Genomic DNA, 21282 nt, shown 5'->3' on the forward strand with positions numbered 1-21282 from the left:
CTTTCGACCTGAACAAAAAGCCCTTGCACGCGGCAAGGGCTTTTTCTTCCTATATAAAGAAGTGCTATTTCAGCAGGTAGTTGCCGAGGTCATCCAGCAGCAGGTTCGCTGCTTTGATACCGCCAGCGGTGTTCCAAATTGCGTCGTCAACTTTGTATGCTTTGCCTGCTTTGACAACTTTGAGGTTCTTGAAGAGGCTGTCGTTCAGCCATTCTTGCTCGGTTTTGTTCGCTTCGCCGTTGCCGGTGTCGTAGGTGAAGTAGAAGAGGATGTCGCCTTCCATTTCCGGAATGCGCTCTTTGCCGACTTCTGCTGCGAAATCTTCTACGTTCTGCTTTTCCGGGCGCGCCAGGCCGAGCTCTTTGAAGATCATGCCGGAGAAGGTGTTGTTGTAGTAGATGCGGGTCTTGCCAGCCATGAATCGAACCATCGAAACTTCGGTCTTCAGCTTGTCGCCAGCTTTTTCTTTGAACTCAGCAACGCGTGCATCCCATGCCGCCAGTGCCTTGTCGCCTTCTGCTTTCTTGTTCAGCGCTTCTGCGTACAGGGTGAAGTTCTTTCTCCAGTTGCCGCGCAGATCTTCCGACATGACGGTCGGCGCGATCGCTTTCAGCTGTTCGTAGACTTTCTCTTGGCGCATCTTGTTGCCGATGATCAGGTCCGGCTTCAAGGCTGCGATCGCTTCCAGGTTCGGCTGGGACTCGTCGCCGACCACTTGCACGCCTTCCATCTCCGACTTGATGTGCGCATACCACGGGTCGCCCGTCCAGGACTTGACAGCGCCGACCGGTTTGACACCCATCGCCAGCAGGGCTTCGGTGCCTTCGTTGGTCAGGACGACCACTTTCTCCGGCGTGCCTTTGATCTCAGTTTCGCCCATCGCGTGTTTCACAGTGTATGTAACTTCTTGTTTCGCAGGCTCTCCAGCCGGCTTTTGTTCCTCCGTCTTGGAGCCGCAGCCCGACAGGATGAGCATAGAAGATAAAAGTACGGTGAACATGGTGAAGCCGGACTTTTTCAGCCGGTTCATTTTCGAAAACATTGTGTTTCCCCCTCGTTGAAAATGATTCTCATTTACAGCCATATCCTACCCTGCCGCCGCGTATCTTGTCAATAGGTGAATTTGACAAATGATAATGAGTCTCAAATTCATTGACAGGAACTTCGCCTTTTCCTACACTTAGTACGTATCGTCGTTTTGACATCGAGACATTCATCAATTCTCAGGAAGAAGGACTCTTACTTATGTTTGTACTGCTGCCGAAACCTTTGGGCAAAGTCGCAGGACTGATCGGGCTGATCGCTTTGATCATCTGTCTAATGTTCATCTCCATCGTCTTTGGCGTGATGGACACCTCGTGGCAGACTGCGGTCGACGCTTATACGAATTTTTCCGGTACCAATGAACAGATCGTCATCAAGGAGGTCCGCGTGCCGCGCGCTTTGATCGCCGTCGCCGTCGGGGCTTCGCTTGGGATGGTCGGGGTGCTGATGCAGACGTTAACGCGCAACCCGCTGGCCGACCCGGGCATCTTTGGGATCAACGCGGGCGCGTCGTTTTTTATTGTACTGGCAATTACGTTTTTCTCGGTCAACTCGCTGTCGCAGTTCGCTTGGATCGCATTCTTGGGCGCGGCGGTCAGCGGGATCGTCGTCTATGTGCTCGGCGCGCTTGGCCGCGACGGGTTGACGCCGCTGAAACTGACGCTGGCCGGGGCGGCGATGACGGCGCTGTTCTCGTCGATGATGCACGGGATGCTCGTCGTCAATGAACGCGCTTTAGAGGAAGTGCTGTTCTGGCTGGCCGGTTCGGTCGCCGGACGCAAGCTGGAATTCCTGACCTCCGTCCTGCCGTACCTCGGCGTCGGCTGGATCGGCACGCTGCTCATCTCCGGGCAGCTCAACACGCTGATGATGGGCGACGACGTGGCGAAAGGGCTCGGGCAGCGCACCGCGCTCCTGAAAGGCGTCACCGGCCTCTTGATCATCCTGCTGGCCGGCGCTTCGGTGGCGGTCGCGGGGCCGATTGGATTTGTCGGGCTGGTCATTCCGCACATCGCACGGTTCATGGTCGGCATCGATCTGCGCTGGGCGCTCGTGTACAGCGCGGCGCTCGGGGCGGTGCTGGTGCTCGCCGCCGACGTCGCGGCGCGCTGGATCGTCATGCCGGATGAACTGCCGCTCGGCGTGATGACAGCGCTGATCGGCGTGCCGTTCTTCGTCTATGTGGCACGAAAGGGGCTGACCCGGAAATGAAGAAATATATGCACTTCCGTCTGAACACCCCGCCGCTGTCGTTCCTCGTCGACCGCAAGGCGCTCGTGTTGTCGATCGTGCTCGTCGTGCTGGTGCTCGCCACCGTCATCCTCTCCACCGGGCTTGGCGCGATGTACATCGCACCGCTCGATGTGGTGAAAGCGCTGTTTGGCGTCGGCGACCCTGGCGCGCAGCTGGTCGTGCTCAATCTGCGCCTGCCGCGCATTCTCGTCGCGCTGCTCGTCGGCATCGCGCTCGGCGTGGCCGGGGCGATCATGCAGAGCCTGATCCGCAACCCGCTCGCTTCGCCCGACATCGTCGGCATCACCGGCGGCGCTTCGGTGGCGGCGGTGGCGTTTATCACGCTTTTTGAAGGGGTCAGCGTGCATTTCATTCCGTTCGCCGCGTTTGTCGGGGCGGCGCTGGTCACCCTTTTGATCTATGTCTTGGCTTGGAAAAACGGGGTCACGCCGCTGCGGCTCGTGCTGGTCGGCGTCGGCATCGGGTCGGCGATGACCGCGTTGACCACCCTGCTCATCGTCGCCGCCCCGATTCAGTTGACCTCGAAAGCGATGATCTGGCTGGCCGGCACGGTGTACGGCTCTTCGTGGCAAAACGTGCTGACCATCCTGCCCTGGGTCTTGGTCTTCGTTCCTCTGGCGATCGTCTTCGCCCGCAGCATCAACGTGCAGCAGCTCGGCGATGAAGTGGCGACCGGCGTCGGCAACCCGGTGCACAAGCACCGCTTCCTGCTCCTGATGTTCACCGTGGCGCTGGCCGGTTCGGCGGTGGCGGTGGGCGGCGCGATCGGCTTCGTCGGGCTGCTGGCCCCGCACATCGCACGCAAGCTGGTCGGCTCGGCGCTCGGCGCGCTGATCCCGACGGCCGGGCTGTTCGGCGGCTTGATCGTGCTGCTCGCCGACCTGATCGGACGCCTGGCGTTTGAACCGCTCGATGTCCCGGTCGGGATCTTCACGGCGGCGATCGGAGCTCCGTTCTTTATCTTCCTGTTATATAAGCATCGCAATCAATAGATGAGATTGGAGAGATTCTCATGGAGGCGTTGAAAACGCACAACCTCACCTTGTCCTACGGCGAGGCCACCATCATCGACAGCTTGAACCTGGCGATCCCCAAAGGCAAGATCACCGTCTTCATCGGAAGCAACGGCTGCGGCAAATCGACTCTGCTCCGCTCGCTGGCCCGCCTGCTGAAGCCGGTCTCCGGCGCGGTGCTGCTCGACGGCACCGCCGTCGCCAAACTGCCGACGAAAGAGGTCGCCAAGCGCCTCGCCATCCTGCCGCAGGGCCCGGTCGCGCCGGAAGGGCTGACCGTCCTGCAACTGGTCAAACAAGGGCGCTACCCGTACCAAAACTGGCTCCAGCAGTGGTCGGAAGAAGACGAGAAGATGGTGCGCGGCGCGCTGGAAGCGACCGGCATGGCGCCGTTTGCAGAACGGGCGGTCGACTCGCTGTCCGGCGGCCAGCGCCAGCGCGCCTGGATCGCGATGACGCTCGCCCAAGGCACGAGCACGATTCTGCTCGATGAGCCGACGACCTACCTCGACCTGACTCATCAGATCGAAGTGCTCGACATCCTGTTTGACCTCAACCGCCACGAACAGCGCACCGTCGTCATGGTGCTGCACGATCTCAACCTCGCCTGCCGCTATGCGGACCACATCGTCGCGCTGTCCGATAAACAGATCTACGCGCAAGGCAAGCCGGAAGAGATCATCACCACCGAGCTGGTCAAAGACGTGTTCCACATGGACTGCCAGATCATCGCCGATCCGGTGTTCGGCACTCCGATGCTGGTGCCGTTTGGCAAAGGCCGGCACCTGCACATCGAGCAAGCGGTCGCCATCGGTTAACTGGCACCATCTGTTGGTATAGTTTTCCTCCGCCCTCCCGACACTAAGAGGTGATCTTATCGTGTCGGGAGGTTTTTTATGGACGGAAAAATCGTGCTGGGCGCCTTGATGCCCCATCCGCCGCTGATCATCCCCGAGATCGGCGGCGAGGAGACGGAACAAGTGCGCGCCACAGCAGCCGCGATGCGGCAGGCGGCGGAAGACTTGGTGCGGGTGAACCCCGATGTGGTGATCGTCATCTCGCCGCACGGGCCGATGTTCGAAGACGCGGTGACGGTGATGGGCGGCGCTGTGTTGCACGGCGATCTGGGCGAGTTTCAGTCGGACAGAACGTTTTCCTATGTCAGTGATGTGGAATTGGCCAATGAGATCGTGAAAGAGGCGGCGGAGCGTGAGGTGTCGCTGTACCTGATGGATGAGCGCTTGAAACAGGAGTTTGGCATCGCGAGCGAAGTCGACTACGGGGCTGGCGTCCCGCTCTCTTTTTTCGAGCAAGCGGGCTATCGCGGACCGATCGTGCTGCTCTGCCCCGGCGGGGTCAGCGCGGAGATGCTGTATCAGGCCGGGCTCTGTGTGCAGACGGCGGTGCGGAAGCTGGGGCGTCGCGCGGTGGTGCTGGCGAGCGGCGACAATTCGCATGCGCTGGCGAACGACGCTCCGCTGGGGTTTCGCGAGGAAGGGGTGGCGTTTGATGCGGTTTTGCAGGAATGTTTGCAGGCAAGCGACTTAGCGCGGCTGCTCACACTTGATGAGACGATGCTGGATGCGGCGGCGGAAGACACGGTCGGGTCGCTGACTTTGCTCTGCGGCGCGTTCGACCGCGTGCCGCTCCTCACGGAGCTGCTCTCCTATGAAGGGCCGTTTGGCGTCGGCTACACGGTGGCCATGATGTCGCCGAACAGCGGCGATGCCGCTTCCCTGCTCCCCCATATTTTGGAGACGCGGGCGGCGCGGCTGGAGGCGATCCGTGCCGCGGAGACGCCGTTTGTGCGGTTGGCGCGGGCGGCGCTGGAGACGTATGTGCAGGAGGAACAGATGATCGCGCCGCCTGCCTTGATGCCTGCGGAGATGAAGCGCGCCGGGGGCTGCTTCGTGTCGATCAAGCAGCAGGGCCGGCTGCGCGGCTGCATCGGCACGGTCGACGCGGTGACCGGGTCGCTCGCCGAAGAGATCATCCGCAACGCGATCGCAGCGGGCACGGCCGACGACCGTTTTTTCCCTGTCGAGGAAGAGGAGCTGGACGGGCTGATCTACAACGTCGACGTGCTGGAGCCGGCCGAGCCGGTCACCGACCTCAGCGAGCTGAACCCGCGAGTCTATGGCTTGATCGTGGTCCAAGGCGACCGCAGCGCCGTGCTGCTCCCCGCTCTCGACGGCGTGTACACAGTTGATGAGCAGGTAAGATACGCCAAGGAAAAAGCGGGCATCGCGCAGGACGAAACGGGCGTGGAGCTGTTTCGCTTCCAAGTCACCCGATATCTATAAAAAAGGCAGTCAGCCACTCACGTGAGTGCTGACTGCTCAAACCACTGCAGCTGTTCGCGCAGGTTGACCACCTCGCCAACGAGGATGATCGATGGATTTTGCACGTTGTGCCGGCGGGCGATGTCGGTGATCGTCGCCAAGGTGCCCTGCACGGTCACCTGCTGCTCCATCGTGCCCCAGTGAATGATCGCGACGGGCGTCTCAGCCGCCCGGCCGTGCGCGATGAGCTGTTCGCAGATCAAGGGCAGATTCTTCACCCCGAGGTAGAACGCCAGCGTGTCGACCGCTGTGGCGATCTTGTCCCAGCGGATGCTCGACTGCTCTTTGCCCGGGCATTCGTGGCCGGTGACGATGGCGAAGGAGGACGCGACGTGCCGCTGCGTGACCGGGATGCCCGCATACGCAGGTGCGGCGATCCCGGCGGTGATGCCCGGCACCACTTCATACGGGATGCCGTGCTCACGCAACGCCAGCGCCTCTTCCCCCCCGCGGCCGAAGACGAACGGGTCGCCGCCTTTGAGCCGCGTGACCACTTTGCCGGACAACGCCTGCGCGACGAGCAGCGCGTTGATCTCCTCCTGCGGCAGCGAGTGCCGGTCGGGCAGTTTGCCGACGTAGAGCAGCTCCGCCCCTTCTTTTGCCTCCTTGAGCAGCTTCGGGTTGGCCAGGCGGTCGTAGAGAATCACGTCCGCTTCCCGGATGCATTCGAGGCCCCTCACGGTGATCAGTTTCGGGTCGCCGGGACCCGCGCCCACCAGATAAACTTTCATGTCAGCAACCCCCTAGAATATCAGCCAGTTCATCAAGAGTAAAAATGCCAGATACAGTGCCGTCGACCGATACAGCAGGGAGATCGTCTGCAAAATGTGACCGGGTGCGATCGGCTCCACCGGGTCGCCGAGATAGGCACGAAACGACTTCACGCCGTGGTATTGGTTCTCCCCGCCTAGGCGGATGCCGAGCGCCCCGGCCACCGCCGCTTCCGCCCAGCCGCTGTTCGGGCTCGGGTGCTTTTTGGCGTCGCGCCGGGCGAGCCGCCATGCGTCCCGGCCTTTTTTTCCGGCGGCGAGGACGAGGAACGGAACGGTCAGGCGGGCCGGGATGAAGTTGGCGAGATCATCCAAACGGGCCGACGCCCAGCCGAGGTGGAGGTATTTATCGTTTTTGTAGCCGACCATCGAGTCGAGCGTGTTGACGGCGCGGTAGGCCAAAGCGAGCGGCGCGCCGCCGAGCAGTGCGAAGAACAAAGGAGCCGTGACGGCGTCGACGATGTTTTCTGCGACCGTTTCGATGCCGCCGCGGGCGATCTCCGAGGAATCGAGGTGCCCGGTATCACGCCCGACGATCCACGAGAGGCGTTGGCGGGCGAGAGCGAGATCGCCTCCCTGCAATGCCTTATAAACGCCGCGCCCGGCATCGGCGAGCCCTTTGACGGCGATGGTCGTGGAGATCAGCCAGATCTCCAGCGCGAGCCCGAGCCACGGGTGCAGCGCGTAGAGCTCTTTCAGCAACCAGTAGCTCAGCGCATACACGCCGCCCACGAGGAGCAGCGGGAACAAGATGCCTTTCAGACGCTCTGCCCATTTGCTGCGCCTGCGTTTGGCGAGCAGGCGGTCGAGGGCGGAGATCCCTTTGCCCATCCAGACCACCGGATGCGGCAGCCGGGGCGGGTCGCCGACGAGCAGGTCGATCAGGTAGGCGAAGGCGAGAGTCATGGATGCGTCCTCCTTTCGGCAGTGCGAGAGACGTTCGTCAAACAGATCCGGTAGCGCATCAGATCTGCTCCCGCTGTGTCCTCTGATGCTGCAAAGAGCGAGTCAGGGAGTGATAGACGGTATCCGCGATAGCTCCCCCAAGCTCCGTCGCGACCCCGGCGTACTGGTGGATGCCGCTGTACTCCGGGTCCTGCGTGGCGGCGACGATCACCGCGTCGGTCGTTGTGCCGGTCGCGCTGCGCCCGCTGCCGTCGTGAATGGTGATGCCGCTGTCCTGCAGCGCGGCCGTCTTCGCTTCGGTGATCGTGATCACGGCGTTGATCAGCGCCGCTTCGGTCATCCGCCCGTCGATGGCGACGATGATGTTGATCGTGCCTGCGACATAACCGGGGTACGTCTTGCGGGTGACACCGGCGCGGGCGGCGTTGCCGACACCGGCGGTGACGAAGGTGCGCAGGCGGAATTGGTCGCCCATTGCGAATCCTTCGACCACCTGATCGACGTCGGCTGCCGTCATCATCCCGGCCGTCTCGCCGATCGGCAGGCCGAGGTCGTGCACGCGCTGCTCCAGATCCTGCCACGGGTCATCGGAGCTGTAGCCGTGCGGGACTTGCGCGTTGACGAGGTAATTTTTCTGCTGGCAGCCGCCGCCGAACAGAGACGAGCTGACGATGTGCAAGGGGCGGTCGGCGCTGACGATCAGCGCGCCGCCCTGCAGGTGATGGCGAATCTCGCTCACGTCCGGTTCACCCCGTTCCAGCTGCCGAGGATCTGGTAGAGGCGATCCATGTCGAGATGCTGGCGGAGATGGACGGCGAGCTTGTGGTAGCTCTGCTCGCGGCGCTCCGCTTCGCTCGTCACCTCGTCACCGCAGGGAGGCAGCCCTTTCTCGGCGCGGATGCCGTTCAGGAACTGGCGCGTGAAGGCGCGGTTTTGGAACAGTCCGTGCAGGTAGGTGCCAAAGACGGTACCGTCTGCGGAGCGCGCGCCGTCTTGTTCGCCCGATGCGAACTGCAGGAACGGCTCCGCTCCGTGGCGCTCGGTGCGGCCGAGGTGGATCTCGTAGCCTTCGACTTCATGCCCGGCGAACGGGCCGAGCAGTTGACCCCGGTTGCGGATCGTGCGCTTGTCGGCGTAGAACGTGGTCGAGGCGGCGAGCAGGCCGAGCCCGTCCAGCGTGGCACAGGTCGACTCGACGCTTTCCGGGTCGTGCAGCTGCTCGCCGAGCATCTGAAACCCGCCGCAGATGCCGGCGACCCGCGTGCCTTTCGCATGTGCGGCGCGAATGGCGTCGGCAAGTCCTTGTTCCTGCAGCCAGATCAGGTCTTGCACCGTGTTTTTGCTGCCCGGCAGCACGATCAGGTCGGGCGTGCCGAATCCGCGCAAGGAGGAGATGTAGCGGACGCTGGTGCTCGGCTCTTCCTGCAGTGGCGAGATGTCGGTGAAGTTGGAGATGCGCGGGAGCTTGATCACCGCGATGTCGAGGTCGGCGGTGAGCTGGTCACGTTTTTTCAACTTTAGCGCGTCGAGGGCCAGCGAATCTTCCGGGTCGATGTCGTGCTCAAAGTGCGGGATGACGCCGAGCACGGGGATGCCGGTGCGCTGTTCGAGCCAGACGAGGCCGCTGTCGAGCAGCTCTTTATTGCCGCGAAACTTGTTGATGATGAAGCCTTGGACGCGGGCGCGCTCATGCGGTTCGAGCAGTTCGAGCGTGCCGACGATCGAGGCAAACACGCCGCCGCGCTCGATGTCGGCGGCGAGCAGGACGGGGCAGTCGAGCAGATCAGCCATGCGCATGTTGGCGATGTCGCGGTCTTTGAGGTTGATCTCAGCCGGGCTGCCCGCGCCTTCGACGACGAGCATGTTGAAGGACTCCGAGAGGCGGTCGATCGACGCTTGGATTTTCGGCAGCACCTGCGGGACGAAATCGTTGCGGTAGGCGAACGCTTCCATGTCGGCGAAGTGGCGGCCGTGGACGATGACTTCGGAGATCATGTGCGCTTTCGGCTTGAGCAGGATCGGGTTCATGTCGACGGTCGCTTCGATGCCGCACGCTTCGGCCTGCACGCCTTGGGCGCGACCGATCTCGCCGCCGTCCTGGGTGATGTAGGAGTTGAGCGCCATGTTTTGCGATTTGAACGGCGCGACGCGGTAGCCGTCTTCGCGGAAAATGCGGCACAGGCCGGTGACGAGCAGGCTTTTGCCCGCATCGGACGAGGTGCCTTGGATCATCAGGCTTTTCATCGGAGGTCTCCTTCCGAGAGCTTCAGGATGGCGTGGCCGCCCGGCGGGAGGCGCAAAGTGTGAAACAGGGTCGTGTCGCGGTGCGCGTATTTCGCCAACAGCCAGCGCAGCGGACCGCCGTGGGAGACGGCGGCGACCGTTTGCTCGGGGTGCCGGGCGAGGATGTCGTGCAGCCAACTACTGAGGCGCAGATCGAGCTGCTGCAAGGTCTCACCGCCCGGCGGTGCGAAATGCCACGGGTCGTCGTACCAGCTGTAGAGGTGATCGCGTTCGGAGATCTCGTCATAGGTCAACGCTTCCCAGGCGCCGAAATGCAGCTCGGCCAGCCGCTCATCCGCGCGGAGCTCTTCGCCGAGTTGCGCGGCGGTGGCTAGGGTGCGCTGGTACGGGCTGTGGTAAATGGCGGCGATGCGGTGTTCACTGAAGGCGGCGCGGAGCTCGGCAGCTTGGGCGAGCCCGGTGGCGTTGAGCGGGACGTCGGTACGGCCGATGTAGCGGCGCTGCACGTTGGCGTCCGTCTCACCGTGGCGGATCAAGAGCAGGGTCGTCGTCATGTCAGCAGGAACCCGAACAGGACGGTGACTTCGACCAGTTCGCACAGTGCGCCGTAAATGTCGCCGGTCAGCCCGCCGAGCTTGTTCTTGGCCGCGGCGATCAGCATCCCGCCTGCGAGGAGCGGGAAGAGCAGTGTCCAGTGGAGCAAAATCAAGCCGGGCACCGCGAGCAGAAGCGGCCAGAGCCGATACCAGCGCGGCCGCGTGCGCAGCGTCTGGGCGAGGCCTTCTGCCCGCGCGTACGGGAAGGCGTACAGCGCGAAGAGCATGGCGGTACGTCCCAGGATCACCGCTGTGAAGATGCCGAGCCACAGGTCGCTCCCCTGCAGATGGGCGAGCAAGACCGCCTTATTGCCCAGCAACAGCACCGCCGCCAACACGCCCATCGCGCCGACGCGCGAGTCTTTCATGATCTCCAGCACCCGCTCCCGCGGGCGCTGACTGCCAAAACCGTCCGCCGTGTCCATCAGTCCGTCGAGGTGCAGACCTCCGGTGAGATAGACCCATACGGTAACGAGGAGCATGGCGAGCACCATCGAAGGCAGATGGTCTTGCAGCAAAAATGCGGCAAGCGCCAGCACAGAGCCAAGAACAGCTCCTGCCAGCGGGTACATCGGCGGACTGTGCGGCCAAGCGCCCGCTTCAAGCTGCTTCGGCACAGGGAAGCGCGTTAAGAACGCGAGTGCGTGCCAGAACGCGTCGAGGTGTAGTCGCATAGCAGAGCTCTTTTCTTTCGATTGAAACGCCTCGTCCTGCGATGCAGAACGGGCCGTCGCTATTGTAGACTCGTCTTCCCGACCGCTTCTTGTATCATTGCGAGTACTATCGTTCATAACTTTAATGCCCTGCCTGCGATCACAAGATGGACTTCCTCTGCATGCCCGGCCAGAACTTGGTTGATCTCGCCGAGCAGGTCGGCGAAGATGCGGCCGAGCTTGGTGAGGGCGACGCCGCCGAGCCCGGTTTCGGTGGTGACGAGGACGGCATGGCGGTCGGGGTCGCTGAACAGCTGGGCGAGGCGCTCCGCTTCGGAGAGGATTTGAGTGCGGATGGTCTCAGATCGCAGCTCCGATTCGGGGCGGCTCATCAGGATCTGAGACAGCCACGCCGACATACAATCGACCAGCACGCAGTCCCAGCCGTCCATGTTGTTCACCAGCGTTTCGGTGAGCAAAGCGCCGGATTCGAGCAGGCCCCACTGGGCGGGCCTGCGGTCGCGGTGCAGGCGGATGCGCTGCTGCATCTCTTCATCCCACGCCTGGCCTGTTGCGACATATAACACACGCCGGTCGAGTCCGGCCCGCTGCTCCGCGAAGCCGCTTTTGCCGGAGCGGACGCCTCCGGTCACGAGCACGTAGGGCATGCGATCTCCTCCTTTACCGCCTGCAGCAATTGCAGGTTCTCTTCCCGCGTCCGCACCGCCACGCGGTAAAACCCGTCTCCCAGCCCCGGATAGTCCGCACAGCTGCGGATCAAGATCCCCCGCCGACCCAGCCGTTCCGCCAGGTCGGGCTGCGGCAGCGCAAAGAGGACAAAATTGACCTCCCCGCTGTACACCTTCGCCCCCAACTGCTGCAGACCGGCGACGAGGAACGGACGCTCCTCCGTCAGCCAGGCTAAGGTGCGTTCCGTGAACACCGCGTCCTGCAGCCCGGCCACCCCTGCTAACTGAGCGAGGACGTTGACCGACCAAGGCGGCAGTTCACGCTTGATGCGTGCCACCAGCTTTTGCTCACCCAGCAGATAACCGAGGCGCAGGCCCGGTATCGCGTAAAACTTCGTCAGCGAACGCAGCAGGATCACATTCGGACGCAACGTCACGCGCCGCTCCGGCAGAAAATCCACAAACGCTTCGTCCACCACCAAAAACGCCCCTCGTGCCGCCAGCACATCGGCCAGCTCCTCCAGCCACTCCTGAGGGACGGTGCGCCCGTTCGGGTTGTTCGGCGAGGCGATCACAAACACATCGACCTCTCCGCACACCGCCAGCAGTTCCGCTTTCACCGGCAGAAAATCGTCCTCCGCCCGCGCATACACGCTGACCAGCTCCGCCTCCTGCGCCGCTTCGGCATACTCGGCAAAGCACGGCTGCAAGAGCCCGACACGTTTCGGACGCAGCGCGTGGAAGATCGCAAACAGCAGCTCCGCCGCGCCGTTCCCCGCGAGGATGCAGGCGCCCGGCAGACCCGTTTTTTCCGCCAAGGCGAGGTGCAGACCGGACGCCTCCGGGTCGGGGTAATGCATCACCGACTCCACGCCGCGCAAGATCGCCTGCTTCACCAACTGCGGCGGCCCGAGCGGGTTGATGTTCGCGCTGAAATCCAGAAACGACTCGGGCGGCACCCCGTACTGCTCCGCTGCCGCCTGCAGGTTACCGCCGTGCTTGGCCATAGCGCTTGGCCCCTTCCACAAAGCGCTCGGCGATCTTCGGGTTGGACGGAAAGTAAAGGTGCGTGTAGCCTGCGACGAGTTGACCCGTGCAATACCCCTCCGCCTTCTCCCCGCGCAGCCCCTTGATGAAGTACGCCGCCGGGAACTCCCCCTCTTCCGCCAAGGTCGAGTAGTGGAATTCATGCCCTCTCGCCTGCTCCCCTTTGGCAAAAAGGAAGGTGTCGCCGAGCGCCGTCACTTCGCGATAGCCCAGCGCTGCCAGTCGGGACTGCATCTTCACGCTTCCCGGCACCAGCCCGGTCATCTCATAGGTCGCCCCTTCGCGGTCGGTGATCGTGTTGCAGAGGTACATATAGCCTCCGCACTCCGCCAGCGTCGGCAAGCCCGCTTCGATGCGCCGTTTCAGATCGGCCCGCACCGCTTCATGCCCGGCCAGCTCCGCCGCAAACTCTTCGGGGAACCCGCCGCCGATGTACAAGCCGTCCGCTTCCGCCGGAACTCGCTCTCCGGCCAGCGGTGAAAAGAACAAAAGCTCGGCGCCGTTTTGCTCCAACAGCTCCAAGTTCTCCTGGTAGTAGAAATTAAACGCCGCATCCCGCGCCACCGCGATCTTGGTGACGGGCGCAGCAGCAGTCGTTTTGCCAAAAATCGTCCCGGGCGCAGGCGCAAGGTCTGGTGCCGAGCGTGCGATGTTCAAGATCGCGTCCACATCCAGCGCGTCTTCCACGAGGTCGGCCAGCTTATCAAACAAGGGCGTCAACTCCCCGCGCTCGATGGCCGGGACAAGACCCAGATGGCGCTCCGGGATCGCGATCCCTTCCTGCCGCACGAACCCGCCGAGCAGCGGAAGGCTGCACTCCTGCTCAATCGCCGTCTTCGCCAGCTTGATGTGCCCTGCGCTGCCGCCCTGATTGGCGACGACGCCGGCGATCTGCACGCCTTCGGTCAGCGTGGCGAATCCTTTGACGATCGCCGCCGCCGAACGCGCCATGCTGGCGATGTTGACCAGCAAGATCGCCGGCGCGCCGAGCAGCATCGAGATCTCCGCCGTGCTGCCTTGGTCGGTCTTGGGGTCTTTGCCGTCATAAAAGCCCATCACGCCTTCGATGATCGAGATGTCAGCGCCCGCGCTGCCTCGCCAGAACACTTCGCGCATCACGTCGGGCGCGACCATCCAGGTATCGAGGTTGCGCGACGGGCGTCCCGTGACGGCGGTGTGGTAGGTCGGGTCGATGTAGTCCGGGCCGCATTTGAAGCCTTGGACGTTCAGGCCGCGCCGCTTCATGGCTGCCATCAGGCCGAGCGTCAGCGTCGTCTTGCCGACGCCGCTGCCCGTGCCGCCGATGACCAGCCGAGGGCGGTTGGAGATGTGGTCTGTCATGGTGTCATCCTCCCGGTACGAGGGCGATGGACAACGTCACATTGCCCGCCTTTTTCTTCTCCAGCAGCAGTTCCGTCCCGCCTGCCGAACGCAGCGATGCTGGTTCGCTGACGCCGTACGCGCCCGTGTATTTGAACACCGTTTCTGACGGGCTCGGGATCGCGATCTCGTTCAGCTCCTGCGGTGTGTACGTCACCAGCGGCCAGCGATATTTTTCACAGAGCGCGAGCAGTCCCGCTTCGTCTTTTTTCAGATCGATGGTGGCGACGTTGCGCACGCTTTTGATCGAAAGGCGCAGCTCTTCCAGCGTCTGCTGCACCACCGCTTCGATCTCGGTAAGCTCCGTGCCGCGGTTGCAGCCGATGCCCAGCACCAGCGTCTTGGGGCGGTAGAGGACGCCGTTTTTGAGCAGGGTCTGCGCTTCCGTTTCTTCTAAGATACGATGCGTCACGACCAGCGCCGCATTCCACTGCCCGGCACTGGCCAGCGCTTCGGCTGTCGTCACGCGGCGGATGTGGTCGGGCATCGGTCTGTCATACTGCCACCAGTTCGTTTCGCCCGCTTCCTGAACGACGACGACCGGCTCTTCGTTGACCACCGCCGCCGAGACGGGGGTAGCGTGCTCGAAGCTTTCGATCTCCCAGCCGAATTGCCGCCCGAAGAGGTCGACAGGAATCGTTTTCTGCACGTCCGACGCGGTGGTGATCACCGGCGAGGCGCCGATCAGCTCCGCGATGTGGCGGGTCAGTTCGTTCGCACCGCCGAGATGACCGGACAGGACGGAAATCGCATGTTCACCCCGGTCGTCGATCACCACCACGCCCGGGTCGGTCTTCTTGTCCTGCAAGATCGGGGCGATCATCCGCACGACCGCCCCGAGCGAGATGAACAGAATGATGCCGCTGTAGCGCGCGAACAAGTCGGGCAGGATCAGGCGCACCGAGCCTTCGAACAGCTCGATGCCTTTTTCCTGCTCATCGCCGCGCGCGAACTTGCTCATGTAGTAGAGATCGGAGCCCGGCAGCTTTTCCAGCAGCTCGCGAGACTTCTCCACCCCGTGCTTGGTGATCGCGACGAGGGCGTACGGGTTACTCATGCGCGGGTACCCCTTTGCGGAAGCGGTGTGTGAAAGATCTGTCGTACAGCTTGGAACGGTGGCCGTCCTGTTCGACCAAAGTCGGATCGAGCGCCCAGCCCGCGAGGATCATCGCATGCGAGCGGATGCCGTGTTCGCGCATCGCGTTGTCCAGCTCCGCCAGCGTCGTGCGGACGATCAGCTGATCCGGCCACGAAGCGCGCTGCACGACCGCGACCGGCGTGTCGGGACTCCAGCCTGCGTCGATCAGCTCGCGCATCACCTTTTTGGTCAACGTCGCACTCAGGTACAAGGCGAGCGTGCAGTGGTGCGCGGCGAGGCTTTGCAGCTCTTCGCGCTCCGGCACCGGCGTGCGGCCGGAAGCGCGGGTCAGGATCAGGGTCTGGGTCAGCTCCGGCACGGTCAGCTCGGTCTGCAGGGCGGCTGCCGCTGCGAAGACGGAGGAGACGCCGGGGATGATCTCAAATGGCACGTCCGCTTTTTTCAGCAGGCTCATCTGCTCCAGAATCGCGCCGTACACCGCCGGATCGCCCGTATGCACGCGGGCAACGCTTTTGCCGGCGCGGGTGCTGTCGATCATCAGGTCGACGATCTGGTCAAGGTCCATCCCGGCGCTCTTCTGCACATTGGCTTCCGGCTTGGCGCGGGCGATCAGGTCTTCGGAGACGAGCGAGTCGGTGTAGAGCACGACGTCGGCCTGCTGCAGGATGCGCAGGCCTTTGACGGTGATCAGGTCGGGGTCGCCGGGGCCGGCGCCGACGATGTAAACTTTCGGTTCGAGCGTGTTGTGTTGGGTCATTTGCGCACCACCATCAGCGTGAGATAGTTGAGTTCGGAGCCTTTCAGTTCGGTGATATTTTGCCAGACTTGCTCTTCGCCGGACGTGACTTTCGTGACGACCGACGCTTTTGCGGTCAGGCCGAGTTCGCCGAGCAGGTCGATCATGCTGTCGAGAACTTTGGCGACTTTCAGGAAGACGATGCAGTCATGCGTCTCCAGCACGCGCTTCATCTCCGCGCGGTCGTCGGTCGCCGGGATGATCGCAAACTGCTCATCGCCGTCGGCGAGAAAAATGCCCAGTCTCGCCGCCGCGCCGAGGGCGGAGGAGATGCCGGGCACCGAGGTGATCTCCACTTCCGGGTGCGCTTCCTGCATCATCCGCGCCATGTGAATCCACGTGGAGTAGAGGTTGGGATCGCCTTCGGTGACAAACGCCACATCTTGGCCCTGCGCCAGATGCGACCAGATCGTCTCGGTCGTTTGCGCCCAAGAGGTGCGGAGCTGGTCGGGGTCTTTCGTCATCGGGAAGACGAGTCCGAGCATCTCTTTTTCGCCCGGTCTGATGTAGGTGTCGACGATGGCGTGGGCGTAGCTTTTGCTGCCTTGGCGCTTTTTCGGGTAGGCGATGACGTCCGCTTCTTTCAGCAGGCGGAACGCCTTGACGGTGATCAGCTCCGGATCGCCGGGGCCGACGCCGAGGCCGTAGAGGCGGCCGAGTTTCGTGGTCGTGGTCATGCTTCTTGTGCCTCCTTGTACGCGGTGATGATATAGATCGGGTTCAGCCCTTCGAAGCGGGTCATGTGCAGGATCGGCTTGCTGCGCGACGTCTGCAACAGCGTCACGCGCGTGCTCAAGCCGACATGCGCGAACGTCTGCGTCGCTTCGTACAGCGTTTCGATCGTCGCGGCGTTCAGCACGATCCGTCCGTTCGGGCGCAAGCGCTCAGCGCAGAGCCGGAGCAGGTCGGCCATCTCGCCGCCGCTGCCGCCGATGAAAACGGCGTCCGGGTCGGGCCAGTCCTGCAGCCCTTCCGGCGCTTTGCCGTGGACAAACGTGATGTCGGCGCGGAACTTCTGCGCGTTTTCATAGGCGTTCTGCAGATCGGGCTCATTTTTTTCGATCGCATAGACCGCCCCGTCGCGGGCGATCCGCGCCGCTTCGATCGCCACCGAAGCGGTGCAGGTGCCGATGTCCCAGACGACGCTGTCCGGGCGCAGGTTGAGCTCAGACAGGCTGAGCACGCGGACTTCCTTTTTCGTGATCAGGCCTTTGTCCGGTTTGCGCTGGGAAAATTGGCTGTCGTCGATGCCAAGCCCCCAGCGCGGCGCGGCATGGCCTGCTTTTTTCAACAGGAGCACGACGTTGAGCGGTGAAAAGGTCTGATCTTTCAGAGCTTCCAGTTCGTACCGGCCGCAGCGCTCCTTTGGGCCGCCGAGGTTTTCCGCAACAAACGCAACGTATTCGGTCATGCCAAACGACAGCAGGTAGTCGGCGATCACCGCCGGGGTGTGTTTGTCGTCGGTGAGCAGGGCGATTTTGTCGCGCCCGTCGATCTTCTGGGCGAGCCCTTTGATCGGCTTGCCGTGCAGGGAGGCGATGTAGGCGTCCTGCCAGCTCACACCGAGCCGGGCGAAGGCGAGCTGCACCGAGGAAAAGTGCGGGTGGATCACCACGCCGTCCAGCTTCTGCGCAAGGTAGCCGCCGATGCCGTAGAAGAGCGGGTCGCCCGAGGCGAGGACGGTGACGGTGCCTGTGGCCGCTTGGATCTGCTTGACCAGTTCGCTCAGCCCGCCTTTGATCACCCACTTCTGCCCTGCGAAGTCCGGGAAGAACGCGAGGTGGCGCTCGCCGCCGATCAGGATGTTGGATCTGTAGATGAGTGCGTGCTGCTCCGGCGCGACGTCTCCGTCATCGCCGATGCCGATCACGTGGATCTTATCGTTCATCGATGTGTGCCCTCCCCAGCATGTCGCCTTTCATCGTCGTCAGCACCGTCTCCACCCACAGGCCGCCGCCGACTTCGTGCAAGGCGTGGCGGGAGGCGTGCACCGACAGTTTTTCAAAAAATTCGCCGTGGCCGGCGGCATGCATGATGTCGCCGACCTGCGACGCCGTGTTCGCCGTGCGGATCTCGTCTACCATCTCCGGCGTGGCGCCGCACTCGGCGGCGATGTCAGCAAGGAAGTGAAAGTCGACCGGGGCGGACTTGGAATGCACCATCATCACGCCTTGGGCGACTTTCGAGAATTTGCCCATCATGCCGACAAGGGAGACCTTGGCGGCACCCTGTCGCTTGCAATGGCGCAGCGAGAAGCCGACAAAGTCCCCCATCTGGATAAACGCTTCCTCCGGAAGTTCCGCGTAGATCCGCATCGCGTACTTTTCGCTGGAGCCGCCGGTGGTCAGCACGAGGTGGTCGCAGCCGCTCGCCCGGGCAACGCGGATCGCCTGCACGACCGACGCTTGGTAGGCGGCGGTGGAAAACGGAACGACGATGCCTTTCGTGCCGAGGATCGAGATGCCGCCGAGGATGCCGAGGCGGGCGTTCAGCGTCTTTTTCGCGATCTCTTCCCCGTCGGGGACGGAGATGACGACGCGGACGCCACGGTTGATGCCGTATTCGTTTTGCAGGGCGGCGACCACTTGGCGCAGCATGCGGCGCGGCACCGGGTTGATCGCCGCCTCTCCGACCGGCACGGGCAGGCCGGGCTTGGTGACGCGCCCGACGCCGATGCCGCCGTCCAGTTCGATCTCGCCGTCGCGCGCCGCGTCCAGCCAGCTCACTTCGGAGCAGATCAGGGCTTGGTGCGTGGCGTCAGGGTCGTCGCCGGCGTCTTTGATCACGCCGCAGGTGGCGCGGTCCGGGTAGAGGCGCAGGTCTTCGATCTGGAAGACGGCCGTCTCGCCGATCGGCAGGAGCAGTTCGACGCTCGCCACGGGCTGCCCGGTGATCAAGGCGCTCAGTGCCGCTTTGGTCGCGGCCGCTGCGCAAGCTCCTGTGGTGTAGCCGTGGCGCAGCGGCTTGTCTGCAGCCGCTTCGCTCATCGTTCTGCCATCAGCGACAGGGCGTTGACCGCTGCGACGGAGACGGGCGAGCCGCCTTTGCGCCCGATGTTGGTGATGAACGGCACGTCGCCGCCGATCAGTTTGGCCAGCTCGTCTTTGGACTCGGCGGCAGAGACGAAACCGACCGGCATGCCGATGATCAGCGACGGTCTGGCTTCACCGGTCTTGATCAGGCGGATCAGTTCGAGCAGGGCGGTCGGCGCGTTGCCGATCACGAAAATGCCGTCCGGCTGCTCGCGGACCGCTTTGCGCGTGGCGATGATCGCGCGGGTCAGGTTGGCCGCTTTCGCTTCCTTCGCCACGTCCGGGTCGGAGATGTAGACGCGGACGTCGCCGCCGAATTTCTCGATACGCGGCTTGGAGATGCCGACTTGCACCATCTGGACGTCAGCGTAGATCGTCTTGCCGGCGCGGATCGCGGCGATGCCCGCCTGCACCGCTTCCGGATGGAAGACGAGGCTGCGGCCGAGGTCGAAGTCGGCGGAGGCGTGGATGACGCGCTGCACGACCGGGTATTGTTCTTCGCTGAACGGATGCTCGCCGATCTCCTGGGTGATGATGTCAAAGCTGTAGCTTTCGATCTCCTGCGGCTGTACGGTGAGTGGCACGAATTCGGTTTTAAAGTCCATGGGGAATCTCCTCTCGCAACGCATTGACATGGTCTAGCACATCGTCAAAATCATGGAAGGCGACGCCGTATTCCAGCTTGGGACGGCCGATGACGATGACATGGAGGCCGAGCTCGAGCGCGGCGTCCACTTTTTCGTCGACCGCACCTTGCTGACCGCTTTCTTTGGTGATCACGACGTCCGTCTTGTATTGGCGGTAGAGCGCGGTGTTCAGCTCTTTGGAAAAGGGGCCTTGCATGGCGATGATGTATTTTTGTTCGAGGCCGAGCTCGGCGCATTTTTCCATGTTGTCGAGGCGCGGCAGCATACGGGCGGTCAAGGTGACGCCCTCTGCGCCGAGCAGTCTTTGGGTGAAGATCTGCAAAGTTTTGGAGCCGGTGGTGAGCATGATGTTGCCTTTGAGCTCCGCCGCTTTTTCGGCGGCGGCAGCGTAGTCGTCGACGAAGTGCAGGCGCGGGTTGTGCTCGAAGGTGAGCGTTTCGCGCTCGAAGCGGACGTAGGGCACGCCGCAAGCTTTGCTGGCGGCGATGGCGTTTTTGTGCGCTTCTTCGGCAAACGGGTGGGCGGCGTCGACGACGAGATGAATGTTGTTGGCTAGGATGTAGGCGGCCATGTCGTCAGCCGTCATGCGACCGATGCGGACGGGGATGCCTGCTTCCGTCAGCGAGTTGGCAGCCGATTCGGTGACGACCGATGCGGTCAGGTCATGCCCGGCCGCCCGCAACAGCACGGCCAGTTCGCGGGCGTCGCCCGTTCCGGCGAGATGGAGGATCATTTGCGCGCCTCCTCGTGCTCATGGTCGTGCTCATGGTCGTGCTCATGGTCGTGGTACTCATGGTCGTGGTGCTCATGGTCGTGGTGCTCGTGATCGTGGTGCTCGTGATCGTGGTGCTCGTGATCGTGGTGCTCGTGATCGTGGTGCTCGTGATCGTGGTGCTCGTGATCGTGGTGCTCGTGATGGTGGTCGTGATCATGATCGTGGTGGTGATGATGGTGATGGTCTTCCATCGCAGCGAGGCGATATTTGCAGAGGTCGCAGTTCATCTTCGTCTCTCCGCTCGCCGCTTCCACCGCCCGCTCGCGGAGGATCGTCACGAGGTTGTCGTGGAAGCCGAAGTACTCGGCGAGCACCATCGGCACGTCCGGGTACTGCTGGGAAAATGATTCTGTCATCGCTTCCATCCGCTTGATCAGCACGCCGGTGAACAGGAAGTACGGCAGGATGTAGATCCGCTTCGCCCCCAGCTGCACGCAGCGCGCCACCCCACCGGCAAAATCGGGCTCGGTCACGCCGATGTAGCAGGTCTCGACAGTCTTCACCGGCACTTGCTCATACAGCAGCCGGGCGATCTTGCACAGATCGCTGTTCGCATCCGGGTCGGAGCTGCCGCGCCCGACGATCAGCACGGCATCGTCCGAACGCCCTTCCGCCGGGGATGCAAATCCGGCTTGGCCGAGGCGCGAGGTCAGGATGTCCAGCGCCTTCGCATGCACCCCGATCGGCTTGCCGTAGGAGAAGCCGACGTGCGGGTAGCGCTCTTTCGCTTCGTCGATCTCATGCGGGATGTGCAGCTTGGAGTGGCCGGCGCCAAACAGAATCACCGGCACCAGCGTCACATGCTCCGCCCCGCGGGCGACGCAGTTGTTGATGCCGTGCGGGATGCTCGGGGCGGCAAATTCGAGAAAGCAGGTTTCGACGATCGGGAACTCGCGGTCGAGCTCCGCCTCGACACGTTTGGCGAAAGCGAGCAGTTCCTCGTTGCCCTCCGGGTCGCGGCTGCCGTGTCCGACCAGCAGAATCGCATGTTTCAT

22 protein-coding genes are annotated in these 21282 nt (G+C 63.0%); 4 read left to right on the top strand and 18 right to left on the bottom strand.

The genetic code is table 11. The features are described from left to right. Positions 1 to 64: 64 nt before the first annotated feature. Positions 65 to 1042 (bottom strand): ABC transporter substrate-binding protein, encoded by a 978-nt coding sequence (locus tag EV586_RS10290; protein ID WP_132945006.1) that lies wholly within the window; start codon positions 1040 to 1042, stop codon positions 65 to 67. A 203-nt stretch (positions 1043 to 1245) separates the two neighbouring features. Here EV586_RS10290 and EV586_RS10295 point away from each other — a divergent pair, with 203 nt between their 5' ends. From EV586_RS10295 to amrA, 4 genes are all read left to right on the top strand, one after another. Beyond that, positions 1246 to 2256, top strand: a complete 1011-nt coding sequence (locus tag EV586_RS10295) for a FecCD family ABC transporter permease (RefSeq protein ID WP_132945007.1) — start codon at positions 1246 to 1248, stop codon at positions 2254 to 2256. Further along, positions 2253 to 3290, top strand: coding sequence for a FecCD family ABC transporter permease (locus tag EV586_RS10300; RefSeq protein ID WP_132945008.1), 1038 nt, complete (start codon positions 2253 to 2255; stop codon positions 3288 to 3290). Before EV586_RS10295 ends, EV586_RS10300 begins: the two co-directional genes overlap by 4 nt. 20 nt (positions 3291 to 3310) lie before the next feature. Continuing rightward, positions 3311 to 4129 carry an ABC transporter ATP-binding protein gene (locus EV586_RS10305; RefSeq protein ID WP_132945009.1) on the top strand — a complete coding sequence of 273 codons (819 nt, stop codon included), beginning with the start codon at positions 3311 to 3313 and terminating at the stop codon, positions 4127 to 4129. A gap of 78 nt (positions 4130 to 4207) precedes the next feature. Next, positions 4208 to 5614 (top strand): AmmeMemoRadiSam system protein A, encoded by a 1407-nt coding sequence (gene amrA / locus EV586_RS10310; protein ID WP_132945010.1) that lies wholly within the window; start codon positions 4208 to 4210, stop codon positions 5612 to 5614. A gap of 17 nt (positions 5615 to 5631) precedes the next feature. Here amrA and cobA read toward each other — a convergent pair whose 3' ends face one another. The 17 genes from cobA to EV586_RS10395 all read right to left on the bottom strand — a co-directional run bounded on the left by cobA (position 5632) and on the right by EV586_RS10395 (position 21282). After that, a complete protein-coding gene (cobA, locus tag EV586_RS10315; protein ID WP_132945011.1) occupies positions 5632 to 6384 on the bottom strand; it encodes a uroporphyrinogen-III C-methyltransferase in 753 nt (250 codons plus the stop codon). Between the two features lie 12 nt (positions 6385 to 6396). Beyond that, positions 6397 to 7329, bottom strand: a complete 933-nt coding sequence (cbiB, locus tag EV586_RS10320; RefSeq protein ID WP_132945012.1) for an adenosylcobinamide-phosphate synthase CbiB — start codon at positions 7327 to 7329, stop codon at positions 6397 to 6399. 58 nt (positions 7330 to 7387) lie between these two features. Then, the gene (locus EV586_RS10325; RefSeq protein ID WP_165898517.1) at positions 7388 to 8068 is read right to left on the bottom strand and encodes an adenosylcobinamide amidohydrolase; all 681 of its coding nucleotides are present in this window, start codon (positions 8066 to 8068) and stop codon (positions 7388 to 7390) included. Further along, positions 8065 to 9573, bottom strand: a complete 1509-nt coding sequence (locus EV586_RS10330) for a cobyric acid synthase (RefSeq protein ID WP_132945014.1) — start codon at positions 9571 to 9573, stop codon at positions 8065 to 8067. Before EV586_RS10330 ends, EV586_RS10325 begins: the two co-directional genes overlap by 4 nt. Next, positions 9570 to 10172 carry a histidine phosphatase family protein gene (locus tag EV586_RS10335; protein ID WP_132945015.1) on the bottom strand — a complete coding sequence of 201 codons (603 nt, stop codon included), beginning with the start codon at positions 10170 to 10172 and terminating at the stop codon, positions 9570 to 9572. The genes EV586_RS10330 and EV586_RS10335 overlap by 4 nt, the downstream gene beginning before the upstream one ends. Next, positions 10124 to 10843 carry an adenosylcobinamide-GDP ribazoletransferase gene (gene cobS / locus EV586_RS10340; protein WP_132945016.1) on the bottom strand — a complete coding sequence of 240 codons (720 nt, stop codon included), beginning with the start codon at positions 10841 to 10843 and terminating at the stop codon, positions 10124 to 10126. The genes EV586_RS10335 and cobS overlap by 49 nt, the downstream gene beginning before the upstream one ends. A gap of 113 nt (positions 10844 to 10956) precedes the next feature. Continuing rightward, positions 10957 to 11490, bottom strand: coding sequence for a bifunctional adenosylcobinamide kinase/adenosylcobinamide-phosphate guanylyltransferase (gene cobU / locus EV586_RS10345; protein ID WP_132945017.1), 534 nt, complete (start codon positions 11488 to 11490; stop codon positions 10957 to 10959). Further along, complete coding sequence (gene cobD, locus EV586_RS10350; RefSeq protein ID WP_132945018.1) at positions 11472 to 12518, bottom strand: threonine-phosphate decarboxylase CobD; 1047 nt, start codon at positions 12516 to 12518, stop codon at positions 11472 to 11474. Before cobD ends, cobU begins: the two co-directional genes overlap by 19 nt. Then, on the bottom strand, positions 12499 to 13899 hold the full coding sequence (locus EV586_RS10355) for a cobyrinic acid a,c-diamide synthase CobB (RefSeq protein WP_243653007.1): 1401 nt from the start codon (positions 13897 to 13899) through the stop codon (positions 12499 to 12501). The genes cobD and EV586_RS10355 overlap by 20 nt, the downstream gene beginning before the upstream one ends. Before the next feature lie 4 nt (positions 13900 to 13903). Then, the gene (locus EV586_RS10360; protein ID WP_132945019.1) at positions 13904 to 14995 is read right to left on the bottom strand and encodes a cobalt-precorrin 5A hydrolase; all 1092 of its coding nucleotides are present in this window, start codon (positions 14993 to 14995) and stop codon (positions 13904 to 13906) included. Beyond that, a complete protein-coding gene (gene cobM / locus EV586_RS10365) occupies positions 14988 to 15794 on the bottom strand; it encodes a precorrin-4 C(11)-methyltransferase (protein WP_132945020.1) in 807 nt (268 codons plus the stop codon). Before cobM ends, EV586_RS10360 begins: the two co-directional genes overlap by 8 nt. Continuing rightward, entirely contained in the window at positions 15791 to 16510 is a 720-nt protein-coding gene (gene cobI / locus EV586_RS10370) for a precorrin-2 C(20)-methyltransferase (RefSeq protein WP_132945021.1), read from the bottom strand. The genes cobM and cobI overlap by 4 nt, the downstream gene beginning before the upstream one ends. Then, entirely contained in the window at positions 16507 to 17721 is a 1215-nt protein-coding gene (cbiE, locus tag EV586_RS10375; RefSeq protein ID WP_132945022.1) for a precorrin-6y C5,15-methyltransferase (decarboxylating) subunit CbiE, read from the bottom strand. Before cbiE ends, cobI begins: the two co-directional genes overlap by 4 nt. Next, on the bottom strand, positions 17711 to 18820 hold the full coding sequence (locus tag EV586_RS10380) for a cobalt-precorrin-5B (C(1))-methyltransferase (protein WP_132945023.1): 1110 nt from the start codon (positions 18818 to 18820) through the stop codon (positions 17711 to 17713). Before EV586_RS10380 ends, cbiE begins: the two co-directional genes overlap by 11 nt. Further along, positions 18817 to 19470: a precorrin-8X methylmutase gene (locus tag EV586_RS10385; protein WP_132945024.1), complete on the bottom strand. Its 654-nt coding sequence runs from the start codon at positions 19468 to 19470 to the stop codon at positions 18817 to 18819. Before EV586_RS10385 ends, EV586_RS10380 begins: the two co-directional genes overlap by 4 nt. Beyond that, positions 19460 to 20245 (bottom strand): precorrin-6A reductase, encoded by a 786-nt coding sequence (cobK, locus tag EV586_RS10390; protein ID WP_132945025.1) that lies wholly within the window; start codon positions 20243 to 20245, stop codon positions 19460 to 19462. The genes EV586_RS10385 and cobK overlap by 11 nt, the downstream gene beginning before the upstream one ends. Then, entirely contained in the window at positions 20242 to 21282 is a 1041-nt protein-coding gene (locus tag EV586_RS10395) for a sirohydrochlorin chelatase (protein WP_132945026.1), read from the bottom strand. Before EV586_RS10395 ends, cobK begins: the two co-directional genes overlap by 4 nt.

It is taken from the genome of Tumebacillus sp. BK434 (genome assembly GCF_004340785.1).
Lineage (GTDB): Bacteria > Bacillota > Bacilli > Tumebacillales > Tumebacillaceae > Tumebacillus_A.